The 14,718-nt window shown below is 65.7% G+C and carries 15 protein-coding genes; 13 read left to right on the forward strand and 2 right to left on the reverse strand.

From position 1 onward, the window contains the following. The first annotated feature begins 25 nt into the window (after positions 1-25). From N2603_RS30690 to N2603_RS30710, 5 genes are read left to right on the forward strand one after another with little or no spacing between them, the layout of a single operon-like run. The gene (locus N2603_RS30690; protein WP_260385070.1) at positions 26-1,897 is read left to right on the forward strand and encodes a methylmalonyl-CoA mutase family protein; all 1,872 of its coding nucleotides are present in this window, start codon (positions 26-28) and stop codon (positions 1,895-1,897) included. Beyond that, complete coding sequence (locus tag N2603_RS30695; RefSeq protein WP_260385071.1) at positions 1,894-2,358, forward strand: GFA family protein; 465 nt, start codon at positions 1,894-1,896, stop codon at positions 2,356-2,358. The genes N2603_RS30690 and N2603_RS30695 overlap by 4 nt, the downstream gene beginning before the upstream one ends. A gap of 23 nt (positions 2,359-2,381) precedes the next feature. Then, positions 2,382-4,538 (forward strand): methylmalonyl-CoA mutase, encoded by a 2,157-nt coding sequence (scpA, locus tag N2603_RS30700; RefSeq protein ID WP_260424300.1) that lies wholly within the window; start codon positions 2,382-2,384, stop codon positions 4,536-4,538. A 36-nt stretch (positions 4,539-4,574) separates the two neighbouring features. Next, positions 4,575-4,871, forward strand: a complete 297-nt coding sequence (locus tag N2603_RS30705) for a nucleotidyltransferase family protein (protein WP_018647961.1) — start codon at positions 4,575-4,577, stop codon at positions 4,869-4,871. Positions 4,872-4,902: 31 nt separating this feature from the next. After that, positions 4,903-5,673 (forward strand): RsiV family protein, encoded by a 771-nt coding sequence (locus N2603_RS30710; protein WP_260424301.1) that lies wholly within the window; start codon positions 4,903-4,905, stop codon positions 5,671-5,673. Between the two features lie 7 nt (positions 5,674-5,680). Here N2603_RS30710 and N2603_RS30715 read toward each other — a convergent pair whose 3' ends face one another. Then, positions 5,681-6,160 carry an SRPBCC family protein gene (locus N2603_RS30715; RefSeq protein ID WP_260385072.1) on the reverse strand — a complete coding sequence of 160 codons (480 nt, stop codon included), beginning with the start codon at positions 6,158-6,160 and terminating at the stop codon, positions 5,681-5,683. A 215-nt stretch (positions 6,161-6,375) separates the two neighbouring features. On the opposite strand from N2603_RS30715, the gene N2603_RS30720 reads away from it, so the two are divergent. The 8 genes from N2603_RS30720 to N2603_RS30755 all read left to right on the forward strand — a co-directional run bounded on the left by N2603_RS30720 (position 6,376) and on the right by N2603_RS30755 (position 13,447). Further along, positions 6,376-7,368: a tripartite tricarboxylate transporter substrate binding protein gene (locus N2603_RS30720; protein ID WP_018647964.1), complete on the forward strand. Its 993-nt coding sequence runs from the start codon at positions 6,376-6,378 to the stop codon at positions 7,366-7,368. A 123-nt stretch (positions 7,369-7,491) separates the two neighbouring features. Further along, the gene (locus N2603_RS30725) at positions 7,492-7,983 is read left to right on the forward strand and encodes a tripartite tricarboxylate transporter TctB family protein (protein ID WP_018647965.1); all 492 of its coding nucleotides are present in this window, start codon (positions 7,492-7,494) and stop codon (positions 7,981-7,983) included. A 4-nt stretch (positions 7,984-7,987) separates the two neighbouring features. Then, the gene (locus tag N2603_RS30730; RefSeq protein ID WP_260385073.1) at positions 7,988-9,499 is read left to right on the forward strand and encodes a tripartite tricarboxylate transporter permease; all 1,512 of its coding nucleotides are present in this window, start codon (positions 7,988-7,990) and stop codon (positions 9,497-9,499) included. Positions 9,500-9,594: 95 nt separating this feature from the next. Beyond that, on the forward strand, positions 9,595-9,909 hold the full coding sequence (locus tag N2603_RS30735; protein WP_260385074.1) for a nucleotidyltransferase family protein: 315 nt from the start codon (positions 9,595-9,597) through the stop codon (positions 9,907-9,909). Then, the gene (locus tag N2603_RS30740) at positions 9,910-10,218 is read left to right on the forward strand and encodes a HepT-like ribonuclease domain-containing protein (RefSeq protein WP_260385075.1); all 309 of its coding nucleotides are present in this window, start codon (positions 9,910-9,912) and stop codon (positions 10,216-10,218) included. 21 nt (positions 10,219-10,239) lie between these two features. Next, on the forward strand, positions 10,240-11,226 hold the full coding sequence (gene meaB / locus N2603_RS30745) for a methylmalonyl Co-A mutase-associated GTPase MeaB (RefSeq protein ID WP_260385076.1): 987 nt from the start codon (positions 10,240-10,242) through the stop codon (positions 11,224-11,226). After that, positions 11,223-11,870, forward strand: a complete 648-nt coding sequence (locus tag N2603_RS30750; protein ID WP_260385077.1) for a pyroglutamyl-peptidase I — start codon at positions 11,223-11,225, stop codon at positions 11,868-11,870. The genes meaB and N2603_RS30750 overlap by 4 nt, the downstream gene beginning before the upstream one ends. A gap of 206 nt (positions 11,871-12,076) precedes the next feature. Beyond that, positions 12,077-13,447, forward strand: coding sequence for a TIGR03808 family TAT-translocated repetitive protein (locus tag N2603_RS30755; protein WP_260385078.1), 1,371 nt, complete (start codon positions 12,077-12,079; stop codon positions 13,445-13,447). 30 nt (positions 13,448-13,477) lie between these two features. Here N2603_RS30755 and N2603_RS30760 read toward each other — a convergent pair whose 3' ends face one another. Then, a complete protein-coding gene (locus tag N2603_RS30760) occupies positions 13,478-14,314 on the reverse strand; it encodes a TIGR03809 family protein (RefSeq protein ID WP_260385079.1) in 837 nt (278 codons plus the stop codon). Positions 14,315-14,718: the final 404 nt, after the last annotated feature.

Genomic DNA, 14,718 nt, shown 5'->3' on the forward strand with positions numbered 1-14,718 from the left:
AAGATTTTCGGGAGCCCCTCGCCGCATGACCTCCGTGACTGACGACCTGCCGCTGGCGGCGGATTTTCCCAAGGCCACCGTCGAAGACTGGCGCAAGCTGGTCGACGGCGTGCTGAAGGGCGCGCCGTTCGAGAAGCTGGTCGGCAAGACCTATGACGGCATCAAGATCGACCCGCTCTATCCGCGCGCCAGGGGCGTTGCGCCCGTGGTGGGACGGCCGGCGGCAGCACCGTGGCAGATCGTGCAGCGGATTGACCATCCCGACGCGGCACTCGCGAATGCGCAGGCCTTGCAGGATCTGGAGAACGGCGCGACGGGGCTCGCGCTGGTGTTCGCCGGCGCCAACGGCGCTCGCGGTTTCGGCCTGGAACCTACGGCTGATGCGGTCGCAAAGGTCCTGAAGGACATTCATCTCGACGCCGGAATCGGGATCGACCTCGAGATCGGTCCGCAATCGCGGATGGCCGCGATCCATGTCGCGGAATATGTGAAGAGCAACGGCCTCGATCCCGCGGCCTGCAACATCCGCTTCGGGCTCGATCCACTCGCGGCCGGCGCGGTGTGGGGCCACAGCCCTTATACGTGGGAGGAGATCGTTCCCGCCGTCACCGGAGCCATCAAGGGTCTGGCCGCACTCGGCTTCAAGGGGCCGTTTGCCTCCGCCGACGGACGTGTGATCCACGATGCCGGCGGATCGGAAGTGCAGGAGCTCGCCTTCGTGCTCGCCTGCGGCGTCGCCTATCTGCGCGCGATCGAGGGTGCCGGCGTTCCGCTCGAGCAGGCGCAAGGCATGGTCTATGCGCGGCTCTCTGCCGATGCAGACCAGTTCCTGACCATGGCTAAATTCCGCGCGCTGCGGCTGTTGTGGGCGCGCATCGAGACCGCATGCGGGCTGACGCCAAAGCCGCTGTTCATTGCCGCGGATACGGCTTGGCGCATGCTGACGCAGCGCGACCCTTACGTGAACATGCTGCGCGCGACCATGGCGACGTTCGCGGCGGGACTCGCCGGTGCCAATGCCATCACCGTGCAGCCGCATACGCTGACACTCGGTCTGCCCGATCCGTTCGCGCGTCGCGTGGCGCGCAACACGCAACTCCTGCTGCTGGAGGAGAGCAATCTCGCCAAGGTCAGCGATCCCGCGGCCGGCGCAGGCGGCATCGAGACGCTGACCGCGCAGCTGTGCGAAGCGGCCTGGGCGCTGTTCCAGGAGAGCGAGAAAGCCGGTGGCGCCTTCGCCGCGCTCCAGCAGGGCCTGTTCCAGAGCAAGGTCGCGGCCGCGCGAAAGGCGCGCGATGCCAACATCGCAAAGCGGCGCGACGTTCTGACCGGCGCCAGCGAGTTTCCGAACTTGCAGGAGAGCGAAACCGCGGTGCTGAAGGCAACGCCTGTTACGCTCGCGCCTTACGGGGAACAGAAATACAAGTTCGAGGCGCTGCCGCCGATCCGGCTGGCAGAGCCGTTCGAGGCGCTGCGCGACAAATCCGATGCGGCGCTGAAGGCGCGCGGTGCGCGGCCAAAGGTGTTCCTGGCCAATCTCGGCACGCCTGCCGATTTCACGGCGCGCGCGACCTTTGCGAAAAGCTTCTTCGAGGCCGGCGGCATCCAGGCCGTCGAGAGCGAGGGTTTGGCCGATCCGGCCAAGCTGGCCGCCGCCTTCAAGGCCTCCGGCGCTGCGCTTGCCTGCCTTTGTTCCAGCGACAAGGTCTATGCGGAACACGCCGAAGCTGCGGCGAAGGCCCTGCAATCGGCCGGCGGGCGACATATCTATCTGGCAGGCCGCCCGACTGAGGCCGAGGCGGCTCTGCGGGCCGCCGGCGTCACGGGTTTTGTCTTCGCCGGGGGTGATGCGGTTGCCACGTTGCAGGACGCCTATCGACGGATGGAAATGGCATGACCGAGACCAGCAAACCCGTTCTTACCGGTGGCTGCCAATGCGGCGCGGTGCGCTTTGCGCTGACGGCGTCGCCGAACAAGATTTCGATCTGCCATTGCCGGATGTGCCAGAAGGCCAGCGGCGCGCCGTTTGCCTCCTTCGCGGACATCGAGAAGACGGACTTTGCATGGACCAAGGGCACGCCATCGGCGTTCCAATCCTCGTCGATCGCGATGCGCGATTTCTGCGCCGCCTGCGGCACGCCCCTGAGCTTCCGCCGCATTGATGGCCCGCGCATCGAGATCATGACCGGCGCCTTCGACCGGCCGGACCACGTGGTGCCGACACGGCAATACGGCACTGAATCCCGCCTCGGCTGGGTGGTCGGCATCGCCAATTTGCCGAGCCAGACCACGCAGCAGAATTACGGACCGGAGAAGATGGCGACCATCGTCAGCCATCAGCATCCGGATTATGATTGAGCGCCTATGATATGGTTGAAGCCATGAACCGCATTCCCAATTTCGCAAATGTCGCCTTCGAGCGCAGCGCCACCGCCGCGACGTCAGGCAGCGCCGAGCCTTGGCTGACGCCGGAGGGCATTCTGGTGAAGCCTGCCTATGGCGAGGCGGATCTCGCCGGGCTCGATTTCCTTGAGACCTATCCGGGCATCGCGCCCTATCTGCGCGGCCCCTACCCGACCATGTATGTCAACCAGCCCTGGACCGTCAGGCAATATGCCGGCTTCTCGACGGCTGAGGATTCCAACGCGTTCTACCGCCGTAACCTCGCGGCCGGACAGAAGGGCCTCTCGGTCGCCTTCGATCTCGCCACCCATCGTGGCTATGACAGCGACCATCCGCGCGTCGGCGGCGATGTCGGCATGGCCGGGGTTGCCATCGATTCCATCTACGACATGCGCACGCTGTTTGCGGGGATTCCGCTCGACCAGATGAGCGTGTCCATGACCATGAACGGCGCGGTGCTGCCGATCCTCGCGCTCTACGTCGCCGCCGCCGAGGAACAGGGCGTGCCGCCGGAGAAGCTCTCAGGGACGATTCAGAACGACATTCTGAAAGAGTTCATGGTGCGCAACACCTACATCTATCCACCTGCGCCCTCGATGCGGATCATCTCGGACATCTTCGCCTACACCTCCACGAGGATGCCAAAATACAATTCGATCTCGATTTCCGGCTACCACATGCAGGAGGCCGGCGCGACGCAGGATCTCGAGCTCGCCTATACGCTCGCCGACGGCGTCGAATATCTGCGTGCCGGTCTTGCCGCAGGCCTCGATGTCGACCGCTTCGCGCCGCGGCTGTCGTTCTTCTGGGCGATCGGCATGAACTTCTTCATGGAAGTCGCCAAGCTGCGTGCCGCACGCCTGCTCTGGGCGAAGCTGCTCAAGCCGTTCAATCCGAAGGACCCGCGCTCGCTGTCGCTGCGCACGCACAGCCAGACCTCGGGCTGGTCGCTGACCGCGCAGGACGTCTTCAACAACGTGATGCGCACGACGGTGGAGGCGATGGCGGCGACGCAAGGCCACACCCAGTCCCTGCACACCAACGCGCTCGACGAGGCGCTGGCCTTGCCGACGGATTTCTCGGCGCGGATCGCCCGCAACACCCAGCTGTTCCTGCAGCAAGAAAGCGGCACCACGCGGATCATCGATCCCTGGGGCGGCTCCTATTATGTCGAACGCCTCACGCGCGATCTCGCCGCAAAGGCCTGGAGCCACATCCAGGAGGTCGAGGAGCTCGGCGGCATGGCGAAAGCCATCGAAGCCGGCGTGCCGAAACTGCGCATCGAGGAGGCCTCGGCCAAGACCCAGGCCCGGATCGATGCCGGCAAGCAGGCGGTGATCGGCGTCAACAAGTACAAGCCGACCGACGAGGACAGGATCGAGATCCTGAAGGTCGACAACACCAATGTCCGGCGCTTGCAGATCGACAAGCTGACGCGGCTGAAGTCCGAGCGCAACCAGAAGGACGTCGAAGCCGCGCTCGCCGCGCTGACGCGGTCGGCCGGCGAAGGCAACGGCAATCTGCTCGCGCTCGCCATCGACGCGGCCCGGGCAAAGGCGACCGTCGGTGAAATCTCTGACGCAATGGAAAAAGTGTTCGGCCGCCACCGCGCCGAAATAAAATCCATCACCGGCGTCTACAAGCGAGAGGCGTCCAGCATGGGCAACCAGGTCGAGAAGGTTCAGGCGCTGATCGACGCGTTCGAGGAGGCGGAGGGCCGCCGCCCCCGCATCCTCGTCGCCAAGATCGGCCAGGACGGCCATGACCGCGGCCAGAAGGTAATTGCGTCGGCCTTTGCCGATATCGGCTTCGACGTCGACATCGGCCCGCTGTTCGCGACAGCCGATGAAGCCGCGCGCCAGGCGGTCGAGAACGACGTGCACATCCTCGGCGTCTCTTCGCTGGCCGCCGCCCACCTCACGGCCGTGCCCGAGCTGAAGGCCGCGCTGAAGAAGCAGGGCCGCGACGACATCATGATCATCGTCGGCGGCGTGGTGCCGCCGCAGGATTACGACGCGCTCTATGCCGCCGGAGCGGAAGCGATCTTCCCGCCGGGCACGGTGATCGCGGATGCGGCCGAGGAGCTGATCCGGAAGCTGAACGCGCGGCTCGGGCATAGCGAGGCGGCGGAGTAAATGCTAGACTGGCCGCGTAACCGGCCAGATTGTATCATGACACGTGACGAGATCGTCGCCGCGATACGCAAGAACGCCGATGCCATCAAAGGCAAGGGCGTGTCAAAGCTTGCCGTATTGGGTTTACGCGCCAATGAGGATTACCGCCCGGACAATGACATCGACGTCCTTGTCGAGGTCGAACCGGAGACATCCTTCTCGCTGCTCAATTTGATCGATGTCGAGCAGATCATCGAGGATGCGACTGGCTTGCAGACGCAGGCGACCGTCCGGCACTCCATTTCACCTCGCTTTGTGGAGCACATTGCGGGCGACATTTTCGAAATATTCTGACGCTCACGCAGGAGCACCATCCTTGAAGTTCATGACCGGTTTGAGCGTCGCCCTGGCGCTGAGCGCAACATGCGCGTTTTCCGCCCTCGCCGCCGACCCCAAGCCCGATGCCGTCCTGAAGAACAAGAGCATCGAGGCGCGCATCTTCCTCGATGACGGGATCAAGGCGGATGCGGCGCTGGCTGCGGACTGCCTGACCGAGGGCAAGAAGTGGCTCGACAAGAACGCAGCGGAAGCTGCCGCCTCGCGCAAGGAGGATCCACAGTTCTTCAAGAACGGCGGCTGGGACTTTGAGCGCAAATACAGCATCCGTTCCGTCGTGGCCGACCGCTATGTCAGCATCCTGCGCAACGACTACATGGACACCCACGGCGCCCACCCCAATTCGGACGTGAACACGATCCTGTGGGACAGGACGGCGAACAAGCGCATCTCGATCCGCCCGTTCTTCACCGAGACCGCCGATGGCGGTCCCGCCATGAAGGCGATGGTCAAGGCCGTGATCGCCTCGCTCAAGGCTGAGAAGAAGAAGCGCGACACCAGCGAGACCGCGACCGACGAATGGTTCAAGGGCGTCGAGCCGAGCCTGCTCAAGATCGGTGCGGTGACGCTCGCCCCGTCGACCGAGGCGGGCATGAGCTCCGGGCTCTCCTTCCACTATCCGCCCTATGCGGTCGGCCCCTATGCCGAGGGCGAATATGTCGCGTTCGTGCCCTGGGAGACGCTGAAGCCTTACCTCACCGCGGAAGGCGCGCGCGTCTTCGGCGGCGCGCGACCCAAAGGTGACGCGGAGGCGCAGTGAGCGGGCGCTAATCGTGTTGCGGACGCACCCGAGCCAGTGTCCGCGCGAGTGAATCCGTCCAATCAGGGATCCAGGAGGCAAACAGGGCCTGCCAGCGATCGGCGTCCGTCGGTTCGGTATCGAGGGCGACCGACCATTCGATGAGGGTGCGGTCGCCGTCGATGATCGGGCGCAGGTGCATCGTGCCCTGGTAGCGCGTCGGCGCTGCGCTCTGGCTTCTGTCATCTTGCGGATATGGCAGCGCTTCGAGACCGGCATAGGTCAGGATGTGCTGCCGGTCCGAGTGTTCGACCAGGCGCTGGCGAATCCAGTTTCCAAGATAACAGAAGCGTCTGATGGCGCCGACTTCGTCGCCGCGCTTGTCGTCTTCGATCACGCTCTCGCTCACCCCGTCGATATAAGCGGGATAGTTGTTGAAATCGCGGATCAGCGACCAGACGGTGTCCAGTGGATGGTCCAGCACGGCGCTGTAATAGGCTTGGGTCATCGGAGGTTGCCCTTGGCTTCGGCGATGCGCCCATTGATCGCGATCCGCGTGGGTAAACCCACCCGATTTCCGACTGCTCAGCCGGTGGGCATCCGGGTTTCGCACAGCGCATTGGTCTCACTGGTAGCGCTACCTTGCAGCCTCGCTGCAAAGCCGACTAGAATGTCGCCATTGACAAGAGCGCCCGGTGTTACGGGCGCCGCTGGGAGGCATTCATGTCCAAGATTTCGCGCCGCACGTTTGCGGCTTCGACCGCCGCCGTTGCGGCATCCGCTGCATTCGGGTTCAAGCCCGCGCTCGCGCAGGCCTATCCGGCCCGGCCGGTCACCGTGATCGTGCCCTGGGGCGCCGGTGGCGGTACCGATGCGACGGCGCGCATTGTCGCAGCACTGCTGGAAAAGGATCTCGGCCAGCCCTTCAACGTGGTCAACCGCACCGGTGGCTCCGGCGTGGTCGGCCATAGCGCGATCGCGACCGCGCAGCCCGACGGCTACACCATCGGCATGCTCACGGTCGAGATTTCGATGATGCATTGGCAGGGCCTCACCGAGCTGACGCCGAAGAGCTACACCCCACTGGCGCTGATGAACGAGGACCCGCCGGGCATCCAGGTCTCCTCCTCCTCGCCCTACAAGACGGTGAAGGAGCTCGCCGAAGCGATCAAGGCGGCGCCTCCCGGCAAGTTCAAGGCCTCGGGCACCGGTCAGGGCGGCATCTGGCACCTGGCGCTCGTCGGCTGGATGCAGGCCATGGGCCTGCCCGCCAACCAGGTCGCCTGGGTGCCCTCGAACGGCGCGGCCCCTGCGATGCAGGATCTCGCCGCCGGCGGCCTTGACCTCACCACCTGCTCGGTGCCGGAGGCGCGCGCCATCATCGAGGCCGGCAAGGCCAGGAGCCTTGCCATCATGGCGCCGGCGCGCAACCCGATCTTCAAGGACGTGCCGACGCTGAAGGAGGCGATGGGCATCGACTACGCGACCGGCGCCTGGCGCGGCATCGGCGCACCGAAGAACCTGCCGCCGGAGATCGCCACCAAGCTCACCGCGGCGCTGAAGAAGGTCTACGACTCCGCCGAGTTCAAGGACTTCATGAGCAATCGCGGCTTCGGCACCGTCTGGGGCGACGCGGCCCATTTCGCCGGCTTCATGGACAAGGGCGATGCCCAGATGGGCGAAGCGATGAAGGCCGCGGGGCTGAGCAAGGCGTGACGTTCGGATGAGGGGGATCTCCGCGAATCCAACTCTCACCGTTCGCGCGGAAAGTCCCCTCACCCCAACCCTCTCCCCGTAAGAACGGGGAGAGGGAGAAGATAGCCCACAGGACCCCTCGTCATGCGTCTTCCCGACTCCGTCACGGGATCGTTTCTCGTCGTGCTCGGCGCGGCTGCCGCCTATGGCGGCTACATCCTGCCGCCGGTGCCGGGGCAGCCGGTCGGCCCCAACGTGTTTCCGCTCGTGATCGGTACGGGCCTTGCGCTATGCGGGCTCGCGATCGTGTTCGGCATCGGCCACTCCTTCGAGGAGGAGGAAGAGCTGATCCCGATGGAGGACGGCCAGGCAGCTGCCCCGCCGCCGCAGGGCAGGTTCTACGGCCTGCGCGCCTTGCTGCCGCCGGCGCTGCTGCTGTTCTACGTCTTTGCCGCCGACCGGCTCGGCTTCATCATCACCGCGGCGATCATGGTCTACGTCACCTCGACGGCGCTCGGCGCCAAGTGGAAGCTGGCGCTGCCGCTCGCCGCGCTGTCGCCCTTCGCCATCCACCTCATCTTCGGCAAACTGTTGCGCGTGCCGCTGCCCGCCGGCCTGTTGCCGACGCCCTGGTAATCCCATGCTCAAGACCCTGATTGATGCCTTCGCGCTGATCTCCACCTGGGAGGTCATCATCGCGATGTTCGCGGCCTCCGTGTACGGCCTCGTCATCGGCTCGCTGCCGGGCCTGTCGGCGACCATGGCGACTGCCCTGCTCGTCCCCGTCACCTTCTACCTGTCGCCGATCGCGGCGATCGCGACCATCGTGGCGGCGTCCTCGATGGCGATCTTCTCCGGCGACATTCCCGGCGCGCTCTTGCGCATTCCCGGCACGCCCGCCTCCGCTGCTTACGCGGACGAAGCCTATGCCATGACGCGCAAGGGCCAGGCCGAGCTCGCGCTCGGTGCCGGTGTCTGGTTCTCCGCCGTCGGCGGCATTGCCGGCGTGCTGTCGCTGATGATCCTGGCGCCTCCGCTCGCCGAGATCGCGCTGTCGTTCTCGACCTTCGAATATTTCTGGCTGGCGCTGCTCGGCCTGATGTGCGCCACGCTGGTGGCGCGCTCCTCGCCGGTGAAGGCGATCGCCGGCATGTTCCTCGGCCTGCTGGTCTCCTGCATCGGCATCGAGAATCCCGGCGGTATCCCGCGCTTCACCTTTGGCATCACCGATCTGTTCGGCGGCATCGAGCCGATCCCGGCCCTCGTCGGCGTATTCGCGGTGGCGCAGGTGATGCGTACGATGCTGACGCCCGAGCCGCCGCCGCTGCCGCGCCGAAAATTCGGAAGCATCATGGCCGGCCAGTGGAGGCTGACCCGAAAATACCACTGGCAGATGACGCGCGGGAACATCGTCGGCATCATCATCGGCGTGCTGCCCGGCGCCGGTGCCGACATGGCGGCGTGGGTCTCCTACGCGATGTCGAAGCGCTTCTCCAAGGAGAAGGAAAAGTTCGGCACCGGCCATGTCGAGGGCCTGGTCGAGGCCGGCGCCAGCAACAATGCCAGCATCGCCTCCGGCTGGGTGCCCTCGCTGCTGTTCGGCATCCCCGGCGACACCATCGCCGCGATCGCGATCGGCGTGCTCTACATGAAGGGCCTCAATCCCGGCCCGACGCTGTTCACCGAGAAGGCGTCGAGCATGTACGCGATCTATCTGATGTTCATCATCGCCAACATCCTGATGATCCCGCTCGGCATCGCCATGATCCGCGTCGCGGCCTACATCCTGCTGGCGCCACGCTCGACCGTGATGCCGATCATCATGCTGTGCTGCGCGGTCGGCTCGTTCGCGATCGGCAACAACATGTTCGGCGTCGTCACCGTCGCCGCCTTCGGCGTGATCGGCTACGTCATGGAAGCCAACGGCTATCCCGTCGCCGCGATGGTGCTCGGCATCGTCATGGGCACCATGGTCGAGCAGGCCTTCGTCACCTCGCTGATCAAGTCGGATGGCAGCATCCTGCCGTTCTTCGAGCGCCCCGTCGCCGCAATCCTCGCCGCCATGGCGATCGGCGCCCTGCTCTGGCCGGTGATGGTGTGGGTGTGGCGGAAGGTGAAACCGATGCAGACGGCCGCGGCGACATCCCGGTGATATCGGGCGGGCGGCCCTCGCCTGCCCCCTCCTGGGTGGTCGGCCCGGCCTCGCTATTGCTGGGCCGGGCGGGCGCCCTGTGCTAGTGTCCGGCCATGACCGAGGTCGCAGACATTCCACTCCAGACACTTGTCGGGAAGCTCCGAGAGCTTGCTCCCGCCCTGAGGGCTGCGGGTGTCACCCGGCTTTACCTGTTCGGGTCCCGTGCGCGCGGCGACGCCCTGCCTGACAGCGACCTCGACGTGCTGGTCGAGACGACCTCGCGCGAGCAAACGCCGCGGTTCGACTACTTCAGGGTCCTGCACCTGATCGAGGATCAGGTCGGCCTTCGAGCTCAGATATCAATGCGAGACTTGCTGAAGCCGCGCATGGCTGAGCGGATCGCGGATGATCTGGTCGAGGTCTTCTGAATGCCGCCGACCGTTGAAGACCGGCTGCGAGATATTCTGGAAGGCATCACCGACATCGAAAGTGTCGTGAAGGGTCTCACTTTCGATGAACGGCTGCTCGAGATCATCTGCGAGGCATCGAGATTCATCCCAGATGAGGTCAAGCGAACCGAGCCCGGAATCGACTGGCGCAAGATGATCGACTTCGGAAATCTTCTGCGTCATGCCTACCACATGACGAAAGCCGAGATCGTTTGGGACATCATTCAAACTCACCTTCCGCCGTTGAAATCCTGCGCTGAAAGACACATTCGCATGTCGGGCCGCTAGCGGCTGGACGCGAAAACAACGATGACCAGTAGCAAATCCATCGACATCAAGACCCTCACCCGCGACCTGCGCGCCGGCAGCCGCGCGGCGCTCGCGCGGGCCATCACGCTGGTGGAGAGCCGTCGCAGCGACCACCAGGCGCTGGCGCGGGAGCTGGTGCAGAAGCTGCTCCCCGACACCGGCAAGGCGTTTCGTGTCGGCATCACCGGCTCGCCCGGCGTCGGCAAGTCCACCACCATCGACGCGCTCGGGACCTATCTGATCGAGCAGGGCCACAAGGTTGCGGTGCTCGCGGTGGATCCATCCTCGGCACGGAGTGGCGGCTCGATCCTCGGCGACAAGACCAGGATGGCGCGGTTGTCGGCCTCCGCCGACGCCTTCATCCGCCCCTCGCCGTCCTCGGGCACGCTCGGCGGCGTCGCCGCCAAGACGCGCGAGGCGATGCTCTTGTGCGAGGCGGCCGGCTTCGGCGTCGTGCTGGTCGAGACGGTCGGCATCGGCCAGTCCGAGACTGCTGTCTGCGACATGACCGATTTCTTCCTCGCTCTTATGCTGCCGGGCGGCGGCGACGAGCTGCAGGGCATCAAGAAGGGCCTGGTCGAGCTCGCCGACATGATCGCGATCAACAAGGCCGACGGCGACAACCTCAAGCGCGCCAACATCACCGCTGCCGACTATCGCGGCGCGCTGCATATTTTGGCGCCGCGATCCGAGCATTGGCATCCACCCGTTGTCACCTATTCGGCGTTGGCCGGCACCGGCATCGCCGAGTTGTGGCAGAAGGTTCTGGATCACCGCAAGGCGATGAATGCGTCCGGCGATTTCGCCGCGCGGCGGCGCGAGCAGCAAGTGAAGTGGATGTGGTCGATGCTGGAGCAGCGCATGCTGGCACGGCTGCGTACCGAGGCCTCGGTGCGGACCAAGGTCCGCAAGATCGAGACAGAAGTCGCCGATGGCCATCTCACGCCGGCGCTCGCCGCCGAGCAGATCCTGGAGTTGCTGCAATGAGCGACAAGCTCCGCATTCTCCTCACCGGTTTTGGTCCGTTCCCCGGCGCGCCCTATAATCCGACCCAGCCGCTGGTGGCACGGCTGGCCCAACTGCGCCGTCCGGCGCTCGATAATGTCGCGATCACGAGCCACATCTTCCCGGTCACCTATGCTGCCGTCGACCGGCAATTGCCTGACGTGCTCGCTGCGCAAAAGCCTGACGCACTGCTTATGTTCGGCCTCGCCGCGCGCACGCCATATCTGCGCATCGAGACCCGCGCACGCAACGCGGTCACCATGCTCTGGCCCGATGCGGCCAACACCCGCTCCAGCAAGCGCGGCATCGCCGGCCATGCCGACGCGATGATGTTCGGCCCGCACACGGCAAGGCTGCTGCGCGCCGCGCGCCTCACCGGCACCGACGCGCGCGCCTCGCGCGATGCCGGCGCCTATCTCTGCAACTATCTGAGCTGGCGCGCGATCGAGAACGTCAGGGCGGGCGGGCCAAAGTTGGCGGCGTTCATCCACATTCCCCTGCTCGCGCGCAGCGGCGCGGTGCGGCGCAAGGGGGCGCCGCGCATCACGCTGGACGAGCTGGTGGATGCGGGGGAAGCGATGCTGATGGAGATGGTGGCGTTGGCAAGGAAGCGGCGCGCTTCGTAGGGTGGATTAGCGAAGCGTAATCCACCTCTTCTCCATCAACGGTTCCGTACTCGCGGTGACATGGTGGGTTACGCCTACGGCTAACCCACCCTACGGCACCTCGCTTTGCGTAAACATTTAACCCTACCGCGAACAATCCTCACGACCCCCGCCGCCCTGCGCTACCTAATCCGCTGCGGGCCCCCGCGTCCGCCGGAGGACGCGTCATGGACCTCAATCGCCGTCACCTCATCGGGGCTTCGACCGCTGGCATCGCCGGCGCGCTGGCCATGCCGGCCGACGCCGCGCGCGCGGCGCCGCTGACGTCGCTGCTCGGCCGCGATGCCACGCAATATGGCGTGCGGCCCGGCAGCAGCGAGGACCAGACGCGCGCGCTGCAGCGCGCGATCGACGAGGCCGCGCGGGCGCAAATGCCGCTCGCCTTGCCGCCCGGTGTCTACCGCAGCGGATTGCTGCGGCTGCCGAACGGCGCGCAACTGATCGGCGTGCGCGGCGCGACCAAACTCGTCTTCACCGGCGGCGCCTCGGCGATCCAGAGCGACGGCTCCGATGCGATCGGTCTCACCGGCATCACCTTCGACGGCGGCGGCATTGCGCTGCCGACGCGGCGCGGGCTGATCCATGTGCTCGGCGGGCGCGATGTGCGCATCACCGATTGCGAGATCACGAACTCCGGCGGCAGCGGCATCTGGCTGGAGCAGGTCACGGGCGACATCTCGGGCAACATCTGCACCAACATTGCGGTGACGGCGGTCGTCTCCTTCGACGCCAGGGGCCTCAGCGTCTCGCGCAACACAATTCTCGGCACCAATGACAACGGCATCGAGATCCTGCGCACCGCGATCGGCGACGACGGCACGCTGGTGGCCGACAACCGTATCGAGAACATCAAGGCCGGGCCCGGCGGCTCCGGGCAGTACGGCAATGCCATCAACGCCTTCCGCGCCGGCAATGTGATCGTGCGCGGCAACCGCATCAGGAACTGCGACTATTCCGCGGTGCGCGGCAATTCGGCCTCCAACATCCACATAACAGGCAACAGCGTCAGCGACGTGCGCGAGGTCGCGCTGTATTCCGAGTTCGCGTTCGAAGCCGCCGTGATCGCCAACAACACAGTCGATGGCGCCGCGGTCGGCGTCTCCGTCTGCAATTTCAACGAGGGCGGCCGCATCGCGGTGGTCCAGGGCAACATCATCCGCAATCTGATCCCGAAGCGCCCCATCGGCACCGCGCCGGACGACGATGCCGGCGTCGGCATCTACATCGAGGCGGACACCTCGGTGACCGGCAACGTGATCGAGAATGCGCCCTCCTACGGCATCGTCGCCGGCTGGGGCAAATATCTGCGCGACGTCGCGATCACGGGCAACGTGATCCGCAAGGCGCTGGCCGGCGTCGGCGTCTCCGTGGTGCCCGGCGCCGGCACCGCGCTCGTCAACAACAACATGATCTCGGAGACCCCGCGCGGCGCCGTCGTCGGCCTCGACCACGCCCGCGCGGTGACGGCGGACCTGTCGGCCGACGGCGCCCAGCGCTTTGCGCAGGTCATGGTTGGCGGGAATGCGGTGCGGCGGTAGGTGCCGCCCTTCGCCTCCAGCTTCCAGGCGCTAGAACGCGTTTCGCAGCAGCGGGTACTTCGCTTCGATGCCGTCGAGGCTGAGGGTGAATTCGACGACGCGCTCGGGGGCTGCGACGATTTCGGCGGCCGGCGGAGCGAACTGTGGCAGGAGGGTTGCCATTGCGGCAGGCGTCGCGACCGGCGGCTTCACAGCGGGCGTTGTGAATGGCGCCATCGCGGCAGGCGCGGCGACCGGTGGCCTTACGGCAGGTGCGGTGCGCGGGGCCAGTGCAGCGGGCGCGGCGACCGGCGGCCTCACAGCGGACGCGGCTGACGCCGTCCTCGCAGCGGGAGCCCTGAGCGGCGGCATCTCGAACGGAGCGGTGAACGAGGCCATCGCCACGGGCGCAGCCAGCGGCACGAGCGGGGCTTCGGGGACTTCGGCGAGAACATCCGGCTTGGGATCGAGCCTGACCGGCACGGCGGTCTCGGCGGTAATGTGGACGGCCTTTGGCTGCAAGGTCTTGGGCTGCAAGGTCTTGGGCTCCAAGGTCTTGGGCTGCACGGTCTGCACCTGCTGCTCGCGCGGAAACACGCGAGGCATCGTCGCCGGCGACCAGCCGAATGCGGAGGTGACGCTCGCGGCTGCCGCGGCGACGTCCCCGCCCGTGGCGATGGCGCGCCAGGTCTGGACGGCGCGCTTGGCTTCCTGGATGTTTTCGAGAAAGGCGAGCTCGGAGTGATAGCGGCGCCAGCGTCCGGTCTCGAACATCTCGGAGAGATGTTCCAGCCGCTGTTCGGCGAGAGTGCACCAGCGCGCCGCAACTTCGCGGCTGCAAGCCTCCGCGCGGAAAGGCGCGTAACCAGACTCTTGGCGATGTGTCATGAACCAGCCCGTTGGGAGAAAACACGGACGCGGGGGACGCAACGCACACGAATCAATTTAGACGCGACATGAATATTTTGTGGAAAAGTTTTGACTTGTCCAGCAACGGCGCGCCGTCCGTCATGAAAGACCGTAGTCGCGCGGAGAATTGCTGTGATTTCGAGTCAAGCTTCGCACAAGCATGACGGACGTGCGCGGCACTTGATCGACGCTGGCGCTCGGCGCCACCGCGATCGCTCAACCGGAAGCTGATTCCGAATATCGCTTCAAGGAATCGGATGCCCAAAAGAAAAGACCCGTCCGGGGGGACAACCGGACGGGTCGAGCCATATGGGCGCTTGGGGTGGATGGGCGCTCGCGCCTGATATGACTGATGGGGAGGGATGACCGCTCCCACATAATTT

The organism is Bradyrhizobium huanghuaihaiense (assembly GCF_025200885.1).
GTDB lineage: Bacteria > Pseudomonadota > Alphaproteobacteria > Rhizobiales > Xanthobacteraceae > Bradyrhizobium > Bradyrhizobium huanghuaihaiense.